The sequence below is a fragment of the Sphingomonas sp. AOB5 genome, from assembly GCF_029433115.1.
Lineage (GTDB): Bacteria > Pseudomonadota > Alphaproteobacteria > Sphingomonadales > Sphingomonadaceae > Sphingomonas.
This window is the reverse complement of sequence record NZ_JARNTV010000079.1, coordinates 1-13,494: the sequence shown is the minus strand read 5'-3', so window position 1 is coordinate 13,494 and position 13,494 is coordinate 1. Positions and strand designations below refer to the sequence as shown.

Genomic DNA, 13,494 nt, shown 5'->3' with positions numbered 1-13,494 from the left:
GGCGCCGGCGTCGCGGCAGCGGGCGCCGCAACCACGGCCTTGGGCCGGGGCGGCGCGATGACGGCCACGAAGATGCGCCATTCGGGACCCATACAGCGGATCACCACCGCGTCCTTCGCATCGTTGCGCCATTCGAGCTGCGGCGCCGGACAGGCGGCCAGCTTCAGCCGGTTGTCGATCGCGGAACGCGCGCCGCCTTCCACGCCGATCGGCTTGCCGGTGAACTGGGCAACGATGGTGTCGAGCATCTGGGTCGACTGGAACGGCTGCGCCGCGGCCGGGGTGGCAGCAGCAAGCGCGAGAAGGAGCAACGGCATCTTCATCTCCGGAAGAGGATAAGTGTCGCCGCGTGAGCGGCAAGATTGGTTTGCCGGGCGGCAGATCATTGCCGCCCCCCGTCATAGCCCGAGGTCAGCACCACGCGGCGCTGATCGACCCCGGTCGAAATCGCGATACGCCCCGGCGTTGCGGCACCCGAACGGACCAGCCAGGCAGCAACCGCGCGAGCGCGGTCGGCGGCCAGGATCGCGCCGCTGCCGGTCAAGGCATCGACATCCTCTGGGCTGCCATCGACTTCACCCGCGATACGCAGCCGGGTGCGCGGATCGCGCGCCGCCTCGCGCGCCCATTCGAGCGCAGCGGGCGAAGGCTGGAATTCGGACGATCCCGGCGCGAAGCCGCCGACCAGCGCCAGTTCGACCGGCATGGCATGCGGCTTGTCGGTGAAACCCGCGCGCAGGGCGGCGGCAAGATCGCGCGGGCCGATCTGCTGATTGGCCTGAAGGAACACGAAGAAGCCGACGAGCAGCAGCGACAGATCGGCCAGCGTCATCAGCCATACCGGGCGCGCCGGGGCTTCGTCTTCGAACTCGAGGAACGGATCGGCCGTCACGCGGCGAACTCGCGCATCTGCCTGGGCACCGCCGGTTCGACCACCGCGAGCGCGGCGAGCGGCGCGATCAGGCGCGTACGTTCTTGTGCCTCGGCGCGCGCAAGACGGCGCAACCGGGTGGCGATGGGCAGGCCCACAAGGCTGGCGACGATCGCGCCATAGAGGGTGGTGAGCAGGGCGATGGCCATCGCGCTACCGATCGTCGCGGGATCCTTCATCGAGGTGAACATCTGGACGAGGCCGATCAGCGTGCCGATCATGCCCATGGCCGGTGCGATATCGGCCACGCCCGACCACATCTCGATCCCCGCCCGGTGCCGCTCGAAGCGCGCGGCGATGCGGTGCTTCACCAGCGCCTCGACATCGGCAGGCTCGCCGCCATCGACGGCAAGCTGGACCGCGGCGGCCATGTCCGGATCCTCGATCACCGACTTGTCCAGCGCGAGCACGCCGTGCCGCTTCGCGATCCGGCCGAACGCGGCGACCTGCGCCACCAGCGGATCGGCATCGAACCGCTTCCGGCCCAGCACCCGCAGCGCCGAAAGCCCGCGCACCAGATCGCGTCCCGGCGTCCGCAGCACCACGGCAAGCGCCGTGCCGCCGCCGACGATGGCGAGCGCGACAGGATCGAGGAACGGGCCGAAGCCGGGAAAGGCGGAAATATCCATGCCCGTGTGACTGCAAGAGGCGGGCCATTTGCGTCGGCAAGCGGTGGCGGCACCAGCGCAGCGTCACAAAAGCGCCGAGCGGCAAGGCGATGGCACCCCGTTGCCGCCCACCGGCAAGATCTTGCCGCCCGCTGCCGCCACAGAGGGGAAATCGGGGTTATCCACAGGCTTCGGGCAAACTGGCACGGCCATTGCAGAGATCGCGTACGAACTTTGTGCGGGAGAACCCACGATGGCGAATGAAGGTCTTTTCGGTGTGCACGGCACGGCGCTTGCCGTCCGCTCGCAGCGCATGGGCGTGCTCGCCTCCAACATCGCGAACGCGTCGACCCCTGGCTACAAGGCCAAGGACATCGACTTCCACGCCGCGCTGCAGGCAGCCGAGGGCGGCTCGCTCGACAACGCGATCGATGGCGCGACGATGTACCGCATCCCGCTTCAGCCCAGCGCCGACGGCAACACCGTCGAGCTGACCACCGAACAGACCGCCTTCGCCGAGAATGCGGTCGCCTATCAGACCACGCTCGCATTCCTGAACGGCCGCATCGGCACGATCACGCGCGCGCTGAGGGGAGAATAAGCCATGGGTGACCGTCCCCTTTCGATCTTCGAAGTCTCTGGCCGCGCGATGAGCGCGCAGCTGGTGCGCATGAACACCACGGCATCGAACCTGGCCAATGCCGGCGCCGTCGCATCGAGCCCCGACGCTGCCTATCGCACCCAGAAGCCGGTGTTCCGCACGCATTATGATGCGGCCAGCGGCATGTCGACGGTGGATGTCGAGCGCGTCGTGACCGCCGGCGCCGAGCCGACCAAGCGCTACGATCCGGGCAATCCGATGGCCGACAAGGACGGAAACGTCTGGGAGAGCGCCGTCGACGAGACGCAGGAGCTGGTCGACATGCTCGAGACCGCCCGCTCGTACCAGAACAATGTCGAGGTCCTCCAGACCGCGAAATCCCTCATTCTCGACACCCTCAAGCTGGGCCGCTGATCACCATGACCACCACTTCCTTCGATAGCGCGCTGGCCAATCTGGGCATCAAGCGGACGGGCGCCTCCACGGCGAACACCCCGACTGCCGATACCTCGCAGCAGATGGACCAGAACGACTTCCTGACGCTGATGACGGCGCAGCTGAAGAACCAGGACCCGTTCGAGCCGGTCGACAACTCGCAGATGGTCGCCCAGATGGCGCAGTTCTCGAGCCTGGCCGGCATCAGCGAGATGAATTCGACGCTGAAGGCGATCTCGGAGCGGCTCGGCTCGACCACCACCACCGACATGATGTCGTGGGTCGGCCGCACCGTGCTGACCCCGGGCAATGTCGCCTATCCGCGCACCGATGGCTCGCTGGGCGGCACGATCGATCTCGGCGCCGACGCAACCAACGTCACGGTGACGATCGAAGGCCCCAACGGCGCGATCCTCAAGAGCATCGAACTCGGCGCCCAGAGCAAGGGCAGCTTCGATTTCGAATGGGACGGCACCACCGACACCGGCGAAGCCGCCGGCGCTGGTCCGTTCACGATCCGCACCGCCGCGCGCAACGCCGATGGCGGCAGCGTGACCGCGACCCCGCTCGTCTGGGCCCCGGTGACCGCAGTCACCATCGGTTCGGACGGCTCGCCCCTGCTTACCCTGCCCGGCATCGGTCAGGTTTCCGCCAATTCCGTCCGCAAGGTCGGCTGAACCACTTTCAAGGAGTAACCAATATGTCCTTCTACACTTCGCTCAGTGGTCTCCAGGCCGCCCAGACCGACATGTCGACGATCTCGCACAACCTCGCGAACGTCTCGACCAACGGCTTCAAGCGCTCGATGACGATGTTCGCCGACGTGATCGCCTCGACCAAGGATTCGAACCCGAACCAGATGGTCGGCTCGGGCACGGTCGTGAAGGCGATCCGCCAGCAGTTCAGCCAGGGCGGCTATACCCAGTCGAGCTCGTCGCTCGATCTCGCCATCACCGGCGACGGCTTCTTCGCGGTCCGCAACGACACCGGCACCGGCGGCGTGATGTTCACCCGCAACGGCAGCTTCACCGTCGACAGCGAGCGTTATGTGACCGACCAGCAGGGCAACAAGCTGCTCGTCTATCCGGTCGACGGTTCGGGTGCGGTCGTCGCGACCGGCATCGATTCGGCGCAGAGCCTGCGCATCCCGCAGACCAGCGGCACCCCGCAGGCGACCGAGAATGTCGCGCTGTCGCTCAACCTGTCGGCCAATTCGGCGATCCCGTCGCAGGCCGGCCGCTTCACCGACACGCCCTATGCCTTCGATCGCTTCGATCCGGGCACGTACAATCAGTCGTCGCAGACCACGATCTATGACGCCAACGGCAATGCGCTGACGCTGACCAACTATTATGTCCGCGAGACCGCGCCGACCACCGGCGACGCGACCAGCACCTGGAGCGTCTATTCGTTCGTCGGCGATCAGCAGCTCGACGCCGACACGGCGACCGCGGGCACGCAGCAGATCACGCTCGAGTTCGACTCGACCGGCAAGATCACCGCGCCGACCGGTGCGACGAACTTCTCGGGCTTCCTGTCGCCGGGCGCGACCGCCGAGCAGTTCGTCAGCCTGAACTTCGGCACCGCCACCACCCAGGTCGGCTCGCCGTTCAGCGTCAACTCGCGCAGCCAGGACGGCGCCGCGGTCGGCCAGTTCGAGAGCGTCACGGTCGGCGATGACGGCATCGTCCGCGCCAGCTTCTCCAACGGCGACCTCCAGCCGCTGGGCAAGGTGATGCTCGCCAACTTCACCAACCCGACCGGCCTGCGCCAGCTGGGCAATTCGACCTGGGCCGCCACCGGCTTGTCAGGCGAAGCGCGGCTGGGCGAACCGAACTCGAACGGCTTCGGCTCGCTGATGTCGGGTGCGGTCGAGCGGTCGAACGTCGACATCACGGAGGAACTGGTCGGCCTGATCGCCGCGCAGCGCAACTTCCAGGCGAACGCCAAGGCGCTCGATACTGCGAGCCAGATCTCGCAGACCATTTTCAACATCCGCAGCTAATCTGAAAGCGGACGGGAGCTAGATCATGGACCGGCTCGTCTACACGGCACTTTCCGGGCTTCGCAGCCAGATGAACGCGCAGGCGTCGATCGCGAACAACATCGCGAACGCCTCGACCATCGGTTATCGCTCGGACCGCATCAATTTCGATCGCGTGCTGCTTCGCGGCGGCGCTGCCCTGGACGGGCGGACGCTGGCCGCGGAGGAAGTCACCGATGCGGACCGCACGGCGGGCACCATCATCCAGACCAATCGTCCGCTGGATATCGCGGTGACCGGAGACGCCTGGATCGCGATCCAGGCCACCGACGGCACCGAAGCCTATACGAGGCGGGGCGACCTTTCGGTCTCTCCCTCGGGCGTGCTGGAAACCGGAGACGGTTTCCCGGTGATGGGGTCGGGGGGCCCCATCACCGTGCCGCCCTATCAGTCGATTTCGATCGCCGGCGACGGCACCGTTTCGATCGTCCCGCCCGGCGGCGACCCGAACCAGCCGCAGGTGCTCGACCAGATCAAGCTGGTCAGCACCGAAGGCACCAACACCGTGAAGGGTTTGGACAACAACTTGCATGTGAAGGGCGGCGGCACGTTGCCGCAGGACATGGAAGCTACGGTTCAATCCGGAGCGCTGGAACAGTCGAACGTTAACCTGACGCAGGCTTTGGTCGACATGATCGAGAACCAGCGTGCGTACGAAGTGCAGGCGAACCTTCTGAAGGAAGCCAAGGCAATGGACGAGAGCACCGCATCGCTGATGCGCGTGTCCGCATAAGGAGCAAGGAATATGGGTTCCGCAGCAATGCACATCGCGCGTACCGGGCTAGACGCCCAGGATACGCGCATGCGGGTCATCTCGAACAACCTCGCGAACGTGAACACCACGGGGTACAAGCGCGACCGCGCGTCGTTCCAGACGCTCGCCTATCAGGTCGTCACCGCGCCGGGCGCCGCGAGCACCGCGCAGACCCAGTATGCCACCGGCACCAATCTGGGCACCGGCGTGCGCATCCAGGGCACCTCGCGCATCGAGACCCAGGGTTCGCTCCAGACCACCGGCAATGCGCTCGATCTGGCGCTGGACGGCAATGGCTATTTCCAGATCCAGATGCCGGATGGCACGCTGGGCTATACCCGTGCGGGCAATTTCTCGCGTTCGCCCGAGGGCCTGCTGATCACGTCGGAAGGCTATCAGGTGATGCCGGGGATCACCGTGCCGGAAGGCGCGACCTCGATCACCGTCGGCAATGACGGCACCGTCTCCGCGACCGTCGCCGGCCAGACCGAAGCGACCCAGCTGGGCCAGATCCAGATCGCCAGCTTCCCGAACGTGGGTGGCCTGCAGTCGAAGGGCGACAATTACCTGATCGAGACTTCGGCCTCGGGCGCGGCGTCGCTGGGCAATCCCGGCGAGGGCGGCCGCGGTTCGATCCGCCAGGGCATGCTCGAAGGCTCGAACGTCAATGTCGTCGAGGAGCTCGTCGACATGATCGAGACGCAGCGGGCCTATGAAGTGAATTCGAAGATGATCTCCGCCACCGACGAGATGCTGAAATATGTCAATCAGAACATCTAAGCGCGCTGGCGCAGCCGCACTGGCCCTCGCGGTCGCCTTCACGGCGACTCCGGCGAGCGCGCAGTTCCTCGGCCTCGGCAAGAAGAAGCCGAAGGAAGATTATTCGGTCACCATGCCGACGCAGGCGCCCGTCGCCGCGCGTCCGGCCAATGGCGGGATCTTCCAGGCCAGCGACGGTTATGCCGCGCTGTACGAAGGCAATCGCGCGCGCCGCGTCGGCGATCCGCTGACGATCGTGCTGGTCGAGCGGACCCAGGCATCCAAGTCGGCCGGTACCAAGCTCGATTCGGGCGGGGGCTTCTCGATCACGCCGCCGACCACCGGCAACCTGTCGCTGTTCCGCGGCACCGATGCTTCGGCTTCGGGCGCGCGCAACTTCAACGGCACCGGTTCGGCCGACCAGTCGAACGCGCTGTCGGGCGAAGTCAGCGTCACCGTGGCCGCGGTCTATCCGAACGGCACGATGCTGGTTCAGGGCCAGAAGCGCGTCACGCTGAACCGCGGCGACGAGTTCATCCAGATCAAGGGCATCGTCCGCATCGTGGACATCACCGCGGACAACCGCGTGGCCTCCACCCGCGTCGCCGATGCCCGCATCGCCTATACCGGCAAGGGCGATGTCGCCCGCGCCGCGCGCCAGGGTTGGCTGTCGCGGTTCTTCTCCGTCATCAGCCCCTTCTAAGAACGGAGCAACAGGGACATGATCCGTTTCATCCTCGCGATCCTCGCCGCCGCACTGGTCGTTTCACCGGCCAGCGCACAGCGCGTGAAGGACCTGGGCGCCTTTCAGGGCATCCGTACCAACCAGCTGACCGGCTATGGCGTGGTCGTGGGCCTTCCGGGCACCGGCGACGACAATCTGGAATATACCGTCCAGTCGATGAAGGGCATCGCTTCGCGCTTTGGCTTCACGCTGCCGGCCGGGGTCAATCCGGGCCTGAAGAACGTCGCGGTGGTGATGATCACCGCCGAGCTGCCGCCCTTCGCCAAGCCGGGCCAGCGGCTCGACATTACCGTCTCGTCGATGGGCAAGGCCAAGTCGCTGCGCGGCGGCACGCTGGTGATGACCCCGCTGCTGGGCGCCGATGGCCAGATCTATGCGATGGCGCAGGGTAACCTGGCGGTCGGCGGTCTGGGTGCCGAGGGCAAGGACGGTTCGTCGGTGGTGGTCAACATCCCGTCGAGCGGCCGCATCCCCGAAGGCGCCACGGTCGAGCGCACGGTCGATACCGGTTTCGATTCGACGCCGTTCCTGACCTTCAACCTCGCCCGCTCCGACTTCACCACGGCACAGCGCGTCGCCGACGTGATCAACACCCGTCTGGGTGCCGGTCGCGCCCGCGCGGTCGATGGCGTGTCGATCGCGGTGATGGCCCCGCCGGGCGCGGACGTCCGCGCGCAGATCATGAGCGAGATCGAGAACCTGCCGGTCGAGGCTGCCGAGGCGCCCGCGCGCGTCATCGTCAATGCACGTACCGGCACGGTGGTGATCAACTCGGCGGTGCGCGTCAGCCCCGCCGCGGTGACCCATGGCAAACTGACCGTGCGCATCGAAGAGCAGCAGCGCGTCAGCCAGCCCCAGCCGTTCAGCAAGGGCGAGACCGCGGTCGAACAGTCGAGCACGCTGGGCGTGAGCGAAGAGAAGCGCCCGATGTTCCTGCTGGAGCCGGGTCCGCGTCTGGCCGATGTGGTCAAGGCAGTGAACGCCATCGGCGCGTCGCCGGCCGATCTGGTCGCGATCCTCGAGGCCCTCAAGGAAGCCGGCGCACTGCGTGCCGAGCTGATCATCCTGTGAGCGGCGCGATCGACACTTCGGCGAAGCTGACCGGCACCGCGGGGGGCGTGTCGAACGATCGCACGCGCCTGGCGTCGAAGGAAAATCTCGACGCTGCGGGCCAGCGCTTCGAGGCGATCTTCACCGGCATGATGCTGAAGTCGATGCGGGCGACCAAGCTGAGCGACGGCCTGTTCGACAACAAGGCCAGCGAGCAGTTTCGCGACATGCAGGACACCCAGCTCGCGCAGAGCATGGCGGTGCACGCGCCGATCGGCATCGGCAAGGCGATGACCGAGTTCCTCGGCCGCAGCCAGCCGGTCGAAGCGGCGGCTGCGACGCCTGCCGCAACCGATGGCAGCACTGATGCCGGCACGAACGGGAGCGTCAAATGAGCGACATGCTCTCGATCGGCGCATCGGGCGTCCGCGCCTATCAGACCGCGCTGACCACGGTTTCCGAGAATATCGCGAACGCCGGCAACACCAATTATGCCCGCCGCACGGCGAACCTGAAGGAAGTGATCGCGACGAGCGCGACTTCGGGTTCGTCGATCACCGGTCTGGGCGTGGTCGCCAATGGCGTGGTGCGTCAGGGCGACGATCTGCGCGCCGGCGATGTGCGCAATGCGGGTGCCGACCTCGCCAAGACCGAAGCGGGCGCGACCTGGCTCGAGCGGATCGAGGGCGCGCTGACCGGCAACCAGCTGGGCGACCGGCTGACCAGCTTCTTCAACAATGCGACCGCAGTCGCGGCCGATCCCTCGGCGCTCGCTCCGCGTGCGACGATGCTCGAATCCGCCGCCAGCCTCGCCACTGCCTTTTCGTCGACCAGCGATGCGCTGGCCGGTGCCGCTGCCGATCTCGATGCCACCGCCGAAGCCGCGGTCGGCAATCTCAACAGCCTGCTTTCGGGCCTCGCCAAGATCAATTCGGCCATCGGCCGCACGCCGCAGGGCACCAGCGGGTCCGCCGCGCTGATGGACCAGCGCGACCAGATCCTGGGCGCGATGAGCGCGATCACCGATGTTTCGGTCAGCCTCGACGTCAATGGCCGCGCCACCGTGCGCGCCGGCGGCGATGGCGGCCCCGTGCTCGTCCGCGGCGACCAGGCGGCGACGATCACCTATGTCCAGAATGACGAAGGCGCGATGTCCTTCGCGGTCCATGGCAATGGCGAGACGCAGGTGATGACCCCGATGGGCGGCGCGCTGGCGGGCATGGCCGAAGGCGCGCAGCGCATCGCCGCCGCGCGCGAGCAGCTCGACGCGATGGCGACCTCATTCGTCGACGGTGTCAACGCGGTGCAGGCCGGTGGCGTCGATCTTTCGGGCAATTCGGGCGCGCCGATGTTCGAGGCAGGCGATCCGCCGAGCCAGATCAAGATGGTCCTCACCGATCCGCGCGGTATCGCCGCGGCGTCGACCGGTGGCGGATCGCGCGACAACAGCAACCTTGCCAATCTGACCGCGCTGCGCAGCTCGGGCGGGTATGAGACCGGGCTGACCGATCTCGTCTCGACCAACGCCGCCGCGCTTTCGGCACGTCGCACCGTTGCCAGCGCCCAGACGGCGATCCGCGACAGCGCGGTTGCCGCGCATGCATCGGCAACCGGCGTCAATGTCGATGAGGAAGCGGTCGACCTGATCCGCTTCCAGCAGGCCTATCAGGCATCGAGCCGCGTGATCCAGATCGCGCGCGAGACCCTCCAATCGATTCTGGATATCCGCTGATGCGTATCGCCACTTCGCAGTCCTATGACCGTCCCGCGACGCTGATGGCGTCGCTGAACAGCAAGGCCGACCTGCTCCAGACCCAGATCGCGACGACGAAGAAATATTCGGCGCCGTCGGACAATGCGGCTGCCTATGTGCAGGTGCAGGGGCTGAACCGCGCCGACGCCAATGCCGCTGCGTACAACGACAATGTGAAGCTGGCGCAGGGCATCATCACCCAGGCCGATGGCGCGCTCGCCAATGTCGAGACCGAGCTTCAGCGCGCGCAGGAACTGGCGCTGCAGCTGTCGAACGGCACACTGACCGGGACCGATCGCGCCGCTGCCGCATCGTCGCTGACCGCGATCATCGACGGGCTGCTGAGCATCGCCAACGCCACCGACACACGCGGCCAGCCGGTCTTCGGTGGCGCGACCGGCGATACGGCCTTCGTCAAGAATGCGGATGGCAGCATCACCTATGCCGGCACCGGCCAGCCTTCGGCGATCCCGATCGGCGACGGCGATTCGGTGGTTCCCGGCGTGACCGGCGACCGCGCGTTCGGCGACATGTTCGCGACTCTGGTCGCGCTGCGCGACGCAGCCGTAGCAGGCGACGAAGTGCCCGAAGGGACACTCGAGGGGCTGAGCAGCTCGCTGGACAGCGTGACCGCGGCACGTGCATCGATCGGCGCCCGCGGCGCACGGCTCGATCTGGTCTATGACCGGATCGCTGACACCAAGCTGTCGAACGAGGAAGCGCGCACCGCGATCGAAGGCACCGATATCTCGGCCGCGATCACCGAGCTGCAGAAGACGCTCACCGTGCTTCAGGCGACCCAGGCGAGCTTCACCAAGCTCAGCAGCATGTCGCTGTTCGATTATCTGCGCTGATCCGGGTCGAATTAACCATATTTCGACGCCTTTCCGCTCAAGGTCCGGACAAGACGGTCGTTAACTAAGACAGAGAGCCGGGTTCCCGGCAGTCGGGGGAAGTTCGAAACGTGTTTCCGGTAATCGGCCTTGTCGTCCTGCTGTTGATGGTTTTCGGTGGTTTCGCGATCACCGGCGGCGCCCTTGGGCCCGTGATGGAAGCTATCCCGCACGAAATGCTGATCATCGGCGGCGCCGCACTGGGCGCGCTGATCATCGGCAATTCGGGCAAGGAGCTGAAGGCGCTGGGCGGCGGCATCACCAAGGTGCTGAAGGGCCCGAAATACAAGAAGCAGGACTATCTCGACACGATCTTCCTGGTCAGCAAGCTCATGAAGATGCTGCGGACCGAAGGCCCGATCGCGCTGGAGCCCCATGTCGAGGACCCCAAGTCCTCCGCGGTGTTCGCCGAATATCCGCGCCTGCTGGCCGATCATACGCTGGTCAACCTGATCGCCGATACGCTTCGCCTGGTCGTCGTCTCGTCGGGTACGCTCGACGTGCACGCGGTCGAGGAGGTCATGGACAACATGATCAAGACCCACCACCACGAAGTGCAGGGTCCGCAGACCACGCTGACGTCGCTCGGCGACGCACTGCCCGCACTGGGCATCGTCGCGGCGGTTCTGGGCGTGGTGAAGACCATGGGCTCGATCGACAAGCCGCCCAATATCCTGGGCGCGATGATCGGTTCGGCACTGGTCGGCACCTTCCTCGGCGTGTTGCTCGCTTATGGTATCGTCGCGCCGCTGGCCAACCGGCTGCAGCAGGTGATCGATGCCGACGCCGCGATCTATAACGTGGTCAAGCAGATCATCATCGCATCGCTGCACGGCCATCCGCAGCCGCTGGTGATCGAAGCCGCACGTTCGGGCATCGCCCATCACAACCAGCCGGGCTTCGGCGAAGTGTTCGACGGGCTTCGCGGGCGCTGATCATGAATTGGCTTCGCCAATACGGCACCAGCCCGCTCCCCCACCCGGCCACCCACGACGGTAACCTGATTGGGTGGCCGGGTGGGGTGCATCACGGTCGGTCATGCCCCCGGCATGACCTGAACGGCGCGGGGCGCCGTTCACCGGATGCAGGCTGGTGCCGCCTCCGCGCGAGCGGAGCCGAGTAATGGCCCGCGCGCCTCACGGATCCAATCAGCCTCCGAAGATCATCTACAAGAAGGTCTATATCGAGGGTCATGGCGGCCATCACGGTGGCGCCTGGAAAGTCGCGTATGCCGACTTCGTGACCGCGATGATGGCGTTCTTCCTGCTGATGTGGCTGCTGGGCGCAACCAACGAGAAGCAGCGCAAGGCGCTCGCCGACTATTTCGCGCCGACCCTGGTCGAGATGAAGCAGGGTAGCGCAGGCTCGAACGGCCTGCTCGGCGGTGATGCGCTGAATGCGAAGGACAATTATCCGAACGCGGCCGGACAGACCGGTACGCGGTCGATGACCGTCCCGGTCGGCGGCGTGGGCGGCAAGGATGTCGGCACCGGCGAAAAGGGTACACTGAAGGACCAGCGCGCGATGCAGGCGCAGGACCAGAAGAACTTTGCCGAGATGAGCAAGGCGGTGCAGCGCCGCATGCAATCGACCCCGGCGCTGGCCAAGCTGGCCAAGCATGTCCGCTTCGTGCCGACGCGCGACGGGATGCGGATCGACCTGCTCGACGACGCCAATTATTCGATGTTCGACCTGGGCACGACCGCGCTCGTCCCCGATGCCAGCACGCTGATCGGGCTGATCGCGGAGACGATCGCGGGCACCGAGAATCCGATCATGATCCGCGGCCATACCGACAGCCTGCCCTATGGCGACCCGCGCGCGATGAACAACTGGATGCTATCCAGCGGCCGTTCGGAAGCGACCCGCCGCCGGCTGGTGTCGGGTGGCGTGCCCGATGCCCGGTTCGAGCGGATCGAGGGCGTTGCCGACCGCGAGCCGCTGATCAAGGAGAACCCCGCCGATCCGCGCAACCGCCGCGTCTCGATCACCCTGCTCTATCGCCGCGCCGGCGAGACCGGCAGCGGACGCCAGCCCTTCGGTTCGCAGCCGCGCATCGGAGCCCCGCAGGGCACCCCCGCTGGAACGATCAAGCTACCGTCACGCCCGGCGATCGTCCCGCCGAAGCACTAGTTCGGACCGGCATTACCCTTTCGGGGTAACAAGAGTCACAAGAGTCACACTGGCAAGGCGCGCGGAAAAGGTCGCCGCTCGGCGGTTGGACCTTACCCTTCCGGAGACGATGCTTGCCGTCGCTACGGCATGTCAAAGAGCGGCCGGGCAGCAACCCGGCACGCCCAGTGCAGCAGCGGAAATCCTACATCGCAAGCTGTTCCCCGACGCGGGTCAGAAGAACAGCTTACGGACGCTGAACCGGACGATGCGCCCGGTCGGATCGAGCAGGTCGGGCTGATAGCTGGGCGGGACGATGCCGTTGCGATCGGTCACGCGCTGACGGGCATCGAAGATATTGTCGACCGACAGCGTCAGCCGCATGCCGCGCAGCCAGCGATGCTCGCGGACCAGCTTGAGCTGTTGCCCCATATCGACGAACGCGCGCAGGTTGATCGTGGTCAGATCGGAGAAATCGAGCCGGTCGCCGCTGCCCAGCGCACCGCTGTTGACGCTGGTGCCGCTCTTCCAGTTGCCGACCAGCCGCAGGCCATATCCGTCCTTGGAATAGCCGGCCTGGGCCTCGATCTCGTGCCGCGAATTGCCGCCGCGGCTGCCGGTCGCCGATCCGTCGAGCAGATCGAGCACGGGCAGGCCCGGGTTGATCAGGATCTGATCGCGCAGGCGGATGGTGTGATAGAGGCTGAACTGGATGCGGCCGGCCAGCGAGCCGGGTCCACCGAACCCGCCAAAGCCACGGCCGCCGCCCGGACCACCGGGCCCGCCGGGACCACCCGGACCGAACCGCC

General features: G+C 66.5%; 15 protein-coding genes and 2 pseudogenes. 13 read left to right on the top strand and 4 right to left on the bottom strand.

Features of this window, described 5'->3' with window-relative positions:
* From P1X14_RS19910 to P1X14_RS19900, 3 genes and pseudogenes are all read right to left on the bottom strand, one after another.
* Positions 1 to 317, bottom strand: a pseudogene (locus tag P1X14_RS19910) (hypothetical protein); the annotation flags it as partial.
* Positions 318 to 382: 65 nt separating this feature from the next.
* Positions 383 to 892 carry a flagellar motor protein MotB gene (locus tag P1X14_RS19905; protein WP_277317166.1) on the bottom strand — a complete coding sequence of 170 codons (510 nt, stop codon included), beginning with the start codon at positions 890 to 892 and terminating at the stop codon, positions 383 to 385.
* Positions 889 to 1,560, bottom strand: a complete 672-nt coding sequence (locus P1X14_RS19900) for a MotA/TolQ/ExbB proton channel family protein (protein ID WP_277317165.1) — start codon at positions 1,558 to 1,560, stop codon at positions 889 to 891. The genes P1X14_RS19905 and P1X14_RS19900 overlap by 4 nt, the downstream gene beginning before the upstream one ends.
* 232 nt (positions 1,561 to 1,792) lie before the next feature.
* On the opposite strand from P1X14_RS19900, the gene flgB reads away from it, so the two are divergent.
* The 13 genes from flgB (at position 1,793) to P1X14_RS19835 (ending at position 12,706) form a co-directional block, all read left to right on the top strand.
* Positions 1,793 to 2,140 (top strand): flagellar basal body rod protein FlgB, encoded by a 348-nt coding sequence (flgB, locus tag P1X14_RS19895; protein ID WP_277317164.1) that lies wholly within the window; start codon positions 1,793 to 1,795, stop codon positions 2,138 to 2,140.
* Between the two features lie 3 nt (positions 2,141 to 2,143).
* Positions 2,144 to 2,554 (top strand): flagellar basal body rod protein FlgC, encoded by a 411-nt coding sequence (flgC, locus tag P1X14_RS19890; RefSeq protein WP_277317163.1) that lies wholly within the window; start codon positions 2,144 to 2,146, stop codon positions 2,552 to 2,554.
* Positions 2,555 to 2,559: 5 nt separating this feature from the next.
* A complete protein-coding gene (locus tag P1X14_RS19885) occupies positions 2,560 to 3,252 on the top strand; it encodes a flagellar hook capping FlgD N-terminal domain-containing protein (protein ID WP_277317162.1) in 693 nt (230 codons plus the stop codon).
* Between the two features lie 23 nt (positions 3,253 to 3,275).
* Positions 3,276 to 4,580, top strand: a complete 1,305-nt coding sequence (locus P1X14_RS19880) for a flagellar hook protein FlgE (protein WP_277317161.1) — start codon at positions 3,276 to 3,278, stop codon at positions 4,578 to 4,580.
* A 25-nt stretch (positions 4,581 to 4,605) separates the two neighbouring features.
* Positions 4,606 to 5,352, top strand: a complete 747-nt coding sequence (gene flgF / locus P1X14_RS19875; RefSeq protein WP_277317160.1) for a flagellar basal-body rod protein FlgF — start codon at positions 4,606 to 4,608, stop codon at positions 5,350 to 5,352.
* A gap of 12 nt (positions 5,353 to 5,364) precedes the next feature.
* Complete coding sequence (flgG, locus tag P1X14_RS19870) at positions 5,365 to 6,153, top strand: flagellar basal-body rod protein FlgG (RefSeq protein ID WP_277317159.1); 789 nt, start codon at positions 5,365 to 5,367, stop codon at positions 6,151 to 6,153.
* Positions 6,134 to 6,835, top strand: a complete 702-nt coding sequence (locus P1X14_RS19865; protein WP_277317158.1) for a flagellar basal body L-ring protein FlgH — start codon at positions 6,134 to 6,136, stop codon at positions 6,833 to 6,835. Before flgG ends, P1X14_RS19865 begins: the two co-directional genes overlap by 20 nt.
* Before the next feature lie 18 nt (positions 6,836 to 6,853).
* Positions 6,854 to 7,948, top strand: coding sequence for a flagellar basal body P-ring protein FlgI (locus P1X14_RS19860; RefSeq protein WP_277317157.1), 1,095 nt, complete (start codon positions 6,854 to 6,856; stop codon positions 7,946 to 7,948).
* Positions 7,945 to 8,322 carry a rod-binding protein gene (locus tag P1X14_RS19855; RefSeq protein WP_277317156.1) on the top strand — a complete coding sequence of 126 codons (378 nt, stop codon included), beginning with the start codon at positions 7,945 to 7,947 and terminating at the stop codon, positions 8,320 to 8,322. The genes P1X14_RS19860 and P1X14_RS19855 overlap by 4 nt, the downstream gene beginning before the upstream one ends.
* A complete protein-coding gene (flgK, locus tag P1X14_RS19850; protein ID WP_277317155.1) occupies positions 8,319 to 9,659 on the top strand; it encodes a flagellar hook-associated protein FlgK in 1,341 nt (446 codons plus the stop codon). Before P1X14_RS19855 ends, flgK begins: the two co-directional genes overlap by 4 nt.
* On the top strand, positions 9,659 to 10,534 hold the full coding sequence (flgL, locus tag P1X14_RS19845) for a flagellar hook-associated protein FlgL (protein ID WP_277317154.1): 876 nt from the start codon (positions 9,659 to 9,661) through the stop codon (positions 10,532 to 10,534). Before flgK ends, flgL begins: the two co-directional genes overlap by 1 nt.
* Positions 10,535 to 10,644: 110 nt before the next feature.
* Positions 10,645 to 11,508: a flagellar motor stator protein MotA gene (gene motA, locus P1X14_RS19840; RefSeq protein ID WP_277317153.1), complete on the top strand. Its 864-nt coding sequence runs from the start codon at positions 10,645 to 10,647 to the stop codon at positions 11,506 to 11,508.
* Positions 11,509 to 11,695: 187 nt separating this feature from the next.
* Positions 11,696 to 12,706 carry a flagellar motor protein MotB gene (locus tag P1X14_RS19835; RefSeq protein ID WP_277317152.1) on the top strand — a complete coding sequence of 337 codons (1,011 nt, stop codon included), beginning with the start codon at positions 11,696 to 11,698 and terminating at the stop codon, positions 12,704 to 12,706.
* A gap of 213 nt (positions 12,707 to 12,919) precedes the next feature.
* On the opposite strand, the pseudogene P1X14_RS19830 reads toward P1X14_RS19835, so the two are convergent.
* A pseudogene (locus P1X14_RS19830) lies at positions 12,920 to 13,494 on the bottom strand (TonB-dependent receptor); the annotation flags it as partial.

Bases quoted from the DNA above. Each gene is read 5' to 3' on its own strand.
- flgB (WP_277317164.1), top strand. From the start codon at position 1,793: ATGGCGAATGAAGGTCTTTTCGGTGTGCACGGCACGGCGCTTGCCGTC.
- P1X14_RS19865 (WP_277317158.1), top strand. From the start codon at position 6,134: ATGTCAATCAGAACATCTAAGCGCGCTGGCGCAGCCGCACTGGCCCTC.
- P1X14_RS19900 (WP_277317165.1), bottom strand. From the start codon at position 1,560: ATGGATATTTCCGCCTTTCCCGGCTTCGGCCCGTTCCTCGATCCTGTC.
- flgF (WP_277317160.1), top strand. From the start codon at position 4,606: ATGGACCGGCTCGTCTACACGGCACTTTCCGGGCTTCGCAGCCAGATG.
- flgG (WP_277317159.1), top strand. From the start codon at position 5,365: ATGGGTTCCGCAGCAATGCACATCGCGCGTACCGGGCTAGACGCCCAG.
- P1X14_RS19835 (WP_277317152.1), top strand. From the start codon at position 11,696: ATGGCCCGCGCGCCTCACGGATCCAATCAGCCTCCGAAGATCATCTAC.
- flgL (WP_277317154.1), top strand. From the start codon at position 9,659: ATGCGTATCGCCACTTCGCAGTCCTATGACCGTCCCGCGACGCTGATG.
- flgK (WP_277317155.1), top strand. From the start codon at position 8,319: ATGAGCGACATGCTCTCGATCGGCGCATCGGGCGTCCGCGCCTATCAG.
- P1X14_RS19885 (WP_277317162.1), top strand. From the start codon at position 2,560: ATGACCACCACTTCCTTCGATAGCGCGCTGGCCAATCTGGGCATCAAG.
- P1X14_RS19860 (WP_277317157.1), top strand. From the start codon at position 6,854: ATGATCCGTTTCATCCTCGCGATCCTCGCCGCCGCACTGGTCGTTTCA.
- flgC (WP_277317163.1), top strand. From the start codon at position 2,144: ATGGGTGACCGTCCCCTTTCGATCTTCGAAGTCTCTGGCCGCGCGATG.
- P1X14_RS19880 (WP_277317161.1), top strand. From the start codon at position 3,276: ATGTCCTTCTACACTTCGCTCAGTGGTCTCCAGGCCGCCCAGACCGAC.